This window comes from Methylobacterium sp. E-065 (assembly GCF_022829605.1).
Lineage (GTDB): Bacteria > Pseudomonadota > Alphaproteobacteria > Rhizobiales > Beijerinckiaceae > Methylobacterium.
Map to the genome: position 1 here is coordinate 1 of NZ_JAKSYD010000119.1, position 4,223 is coordinate 4,223.

General features: G+C 64.4%; 4 protein-coding genes. 2 read left to right on the forward strand and 2 right to left on the reverse strand.

The annotated features are described in order from the left end of the window. Window positions 1–1,590: 1,590 nt before the first annotated feature. Complete coding sequence (locus MKK84_RS16515) at window positions 1,591–2,130, forward strand: hypothetical protein (RefSeq protein WP_243921531.1); 540 nt, start codon at window positions 1,591–1,593, stop codon at window positions 2,128–2,130. Between the two features lie 323 nt (window positions 2,131–2,453). After that, window positions 2,454–3,029: a DUF6894 family protein gene (locus MKK84_RS16520; protein WP_243921533.1), complete on the forward strand. Its 576-nt coding sequence runs from the start codon at window positions 2,454–2,456 to the stop codon at window positions 3,027–3,029. A 19-nt stretch (window positions 3,030–3,048) separates the two neighbouring features. Here MKK84_RS16520 and MKK84_RS16525 read toward each other — a convergent pair whose 3' ends face one another. Beyond that, the gene (locus tag MKK84_RS16525) at window positions 3,049–3,315 is read right to left on the reverse strand and encodes a hypothetical protein (protein WP_243921536.1); all 267 of its coding nucleotides are present in this window, start codon (window positions 3,313–3,315) and stop codon (window positions 3,049–3,051) included. Window positions 3,316–3,545: 230 nt separating this feature from the next. Beyond that, a partial coding sequence (locus MKK84_RS16530) for a hypothetical protein (RefSeq protein WP_313899343.1) occupies window positions 3,546–4,223 on the reverse strand: 678 nt, incomplete at its 5' end.

Sequence of the window (4,223 nt, forward strand, 5' to 3'; positions counted from 1 at the left end):
CCACCAAGGGCGGAAGTCGGATCCGAACGTGGTCCGCATCATCAGCCGGGAGTGGCTGCAATGGCTCCGGCGGGGAGGGCGATCCGCGGCCCCCGCGCTGCTGGGCAGCATAGGGTGCAAAACGATGCACCCCACGGATAGGAGAGATCCACAGAGACAAGTTGTGGACACGGAAACCAAGAAGGGCTGCCGAAAGGCAGCGGGCGACCTCGACCGATCAGACCTCACAAGAATCCGCGCGGGTGGTGGCGGTGGTTGAGCCATGCGGTGACGGTCTGCGGGCGAGCGATAGAACGAACGCGCGATATAAGAGGAATTCGTCCGCTGCCGCCGAGCGCTTCGCTCCGGGCGATCTGAAGCTTCCAAATCGTCGGTTTGCACGAGCCAGATTCCAGCTGTGTTCGACTGGAATCACGTTTGCATCGTCGCAGCCTTGAACTGACTTTTCTAAAATCCAGTTCTCTGAGAATGTTACAGCGTGATCCCATCTTTGTGGGCGACCTGAAGCCCCTCGGCGGGGCTCGGCCTCTCACGATCGTCAAGCCCAGCAGCCACCTGTCATCTTGGGCCATGATCTCCGTCTCTTGCCTCTCTACCCTCTCGGTGTTTGCTGCGAGCGCAGTGTGGCTTGTTCCTCCCAGCAACTGGGCTCTCACGACATCCAGCCAGCATGCGGCACCGGTGGTGTCCGTCGAAACTCCGCCTCCAGCCGCCTTCCCGCCATGGATAGAAGTCCCGCATCTGACAGGGCCTCTGTCTCACGCCAACGACCCAGATACCTTTTCCCTCGCCGACGTACCCCGCACCTTCTTAGACCTGCATCCCGCAGATACGATTGAGCAGCCGGAATTCCTGCCGCCTCGCGCTAATCCGCGCTTGCTGCTGTTCGGTCGCGCGCCGCTGGATGCAGCACGCCTGACGCACGAACAGCCGCCCGTCTGGAACGATCGGCCTGAGCGCCGTGAGGTCCTGACGGTGATCCCGCCGTCCGTGGTCACGGCACTCGAACCGGACGTGCCGCAACCTTTGCAGGATCGATCTGAGGCGGCGCGATCTCTGCCGGCGGTTCCGAAGACTACGCCGATCCTGCCGCCTGGATCGGCTCAGGTGCGGGCTCCAACCGAGGCCGTCGTTCGACCCACACCGCCGAACACTGCTGCCATCCCGCCAGGACGCGTGGCGACGCTCAGCCCGGATCCTACGCAGCAGGTACCGGATCGAGCCGGTCCGGTCGCGACGCCTAGCGACGCACAGGGCGTGGTCGCACCCGTCCTGAACCCAGGTCCCGCGAGGCACGCACGGTCGCTCAGGAGGCTACGAGCGGCAACGACGATCTCCCGGGGACGGATGCCCTACCGCGCTGCCGAGAAGACCACGAGCATCCTCAACCTGCCGACGTCGGCTCGGACGTGGGTCAATGCTGGCGCGGTCGCCCACGCCTCTCTGCACCGATCGCGAGTCGATCGTTCAGCCGCTCCATCACCTTCCCCCGCGCCGTCCTCACCCTGGACGATGCCGCCAGCCCTCGCGCCGACGGACTAGCTCGATGCCGCGGCCCCGAGTTCACCCCCGCGAAGAAGGAGAGCCGTGATGTTTCTACGTTCCGTCTGCTGCGCCACCCTCATCTCTGTCCTGGCCGGTCCTGCCCTGGCCCAGGATGCACCCGCCGCGCCTGACACCTCGGCGGCTACCTGGCAGATGCCGTGGCAGATCGCACCGATTGGGGCCGCCTCGTCTGCGGCCGGCGAGCAGACTATCCTGTCGATGGTGCCCGGAACGGGCCTGGTAAAAGGTACCTCCGCGGCCCTGCAGACCATCGGGCAGCCTCTGCCGGAGGTGCCGGGCCGCAATCGCACGGTGGATACCTGCCGCGCTACCGTGATGAGCGAAGCGACCAAGGCCGGCATGAAGCAGGTGGAGGCGGTCTCGGCCGGGTCCGACAGGACCGACAAGAAAGGCGACTACTTCGCGCCGGTGCTGTTCCGCATCACCTACGACCGGCCGATGATGTACGAGGTGCGCCAAGCGGCGATGATCTGCGTCGTGAACCGCAAAGGCGCCATCGTCGACGCCTACATGCCGGCTGACGAGTCCGTCATCACGGAGTGGACGGCGCTCGGCCACCGGTGAGCTGACAGGGACAGCTCCTTTCACGCCTGCTACAGCAGCGCTTCTTCCCGTCAGCACGGCCGAGGTGTTCGCGACACCGCACGGCATGCGGCGGGCAAGCACGTGATGACAGGCGATCGCGGGCCAGTTCCTTGCGTCCGCCCGTGAAGCCTTGGCCGGGCGGTCGCGTGAGGGTCGGCGCATGCGGGGGAACTGGACACCGCGGGGCGCCGGCTCACGGCCCGGATCTTTGGTCGGCGCGACGGTGTTGCTCGGTTTACTCGCCCATTGCGGCGGTAGAGCTGGCGTCCAAGCGCGTTCCGGCACGCATCCACGGAGATCTGATGCCGCTTTTCCGCTTCCACCTACGCTCACTGGCAGGCCTGGAGAGCGATGACGAGGGGCTGCAATTCCCGGATCTGGAGACCGCCTACCTTGAGGCGTGCCGCGCCATTCCGGGAATGGCCATAGATTTCGTGCGGTCAGGACTGAACCCCATGTCCTACGCTTTCGAGATCACCGACGCGGCGGGCCGAAGGCTGATTGAAGTACCTTTTTCTGAGCGGCTTCGCGATGGACGGCGGCCACGCCGGCCAAAGCGCCCGCGGCGCCCCGCTCCTCGAACACCTCCGCACGAGCGTCGCTCGATGGCCGAGACGGTCTACCATCTTCGGTGTTCGTACCGCTTCGCCGACACCCGGCAAGGCATGGCGGTCGATACACGTAGCGTCAAAGCCCGCAACGCGGATACCGCCATCGCGGCTGCACAAAAGGTCTGCCTGGATCCGCCCGACATGCAGCTGGTTTCAGCGTTCCTGATCTCGCTGGAAGGCACGATCGTGTGGTCGAAGCACGTGCCTTGCGAACCCGCCCACTGGGCAGAGGCGACACGTGGTGTTCCCCGCTTCGCCCAGGTATGAGCGCACTCACAAACAACCTTCAGGCATAGGGGCCGTCGAACAAGTCGCCGACCGCCTTCCGCCGGAACAGCGTGCGCCAGCGTCGCCGCTGATGTTCCGGTCGGTCATGGATCATGTGGCAGCGCTGGCAGAAGGCCGCGAGGTTGGCCCGAACAACCTGTGGCTCTTGAACGATATCAACCTCGACGACGTTCAAGCCCGGACCGATCGAACCGATCCGTCTGGAGGAAAACGCCATGTCGATGAAGACCCTTGCCCTCGCTGCCGCGATGACGCTCGCTGTCACGGGGACGGCCCTCGCACAGATGCCGGCCGGCAGCGGCAGTGGCAGCGCTCAGAGCAACATGAATAATCCTGGCAGCGTGAAGAGCCCGTCAGAGAAGCGGATGGGCGGGCAGCGGGGCATGATGAGCATGCGGCACATGAAGCGCCATCGGCGTCATCACATGCGTCGTTCGCGGATGTAATTTTCTCCAGATTGGTCCCGCAGCCACGGAACTGCGGGACCACTTCCAATCAGGTAGGTCGGCCGGCGACCTTCGCGGCTGACCCATCCGCGATCTGTGCCTCAAGCTGCGCCTTGAAATCGGCGATCCCGAGCACCTGGGTCGCGTTCCCGTCCTTGTCGAGGAACTCGTAGAGCGCGTCGTCGATGTTGCGGTTGCTGAAGAAGACGATCGCGTCCTGATCTCCGCCGCCCTCCTCGTGAGGTTCGCCATGAGCAGGGCCGGAGACGAAGCTCCCGGTCGGGCGGATTTCTTTCAACTCGCCGTTCGGGCGGTAGAACCGTAGCTCACCCTGCATCACCAGGGTGACGTAGGGGCAATGGTGCCGGTGCAACATCACCCGCTGGTTGGCGGCGAACTTGAAGAGGACATCGACGATGCAGTTCTCTTCATCGACTTTGTAGACAAAGAAGGCGATGTGATCGAGCCAATCGAGCGTGCGCCACGTGATGTTGCTCTGGTCGAAGCTATGCGCTGCCATTCGGGTTCCTCCGGCTTGTTTTTGGGCGAGCGGCGAGCGGCATACGACCGTCTGCCGTCGCTCGTCCGGGAAGGAAGCTGGGGCTCCGCTCCGTAGGATCAAACCCGCGGAAGGCAGACCAGCTGCTTGAGCAGTGCACGACTGATCAAAGGATTTCCCACGCCCGTGCAGCCCGATATGCCGAACGCCCGCAGGAGGCTTCAGAAC

Coding starts and splice junctions, on each gene's coding strand:
- MKK84_RS16515 (WP_243921531.1), top strand. CDS start 1,591: ATGTTTCTACGTTCCGTCTGCTGCGCCACCCTCATCTCTGTCCTGGCC.
- MKK84_RS16520 (WP_243921533.1), top strand. CDS start 2,454: ATGCCGCTTTTCCGCTTCCACCTACGCTCACTGGCAGGCCTGGAGAGC.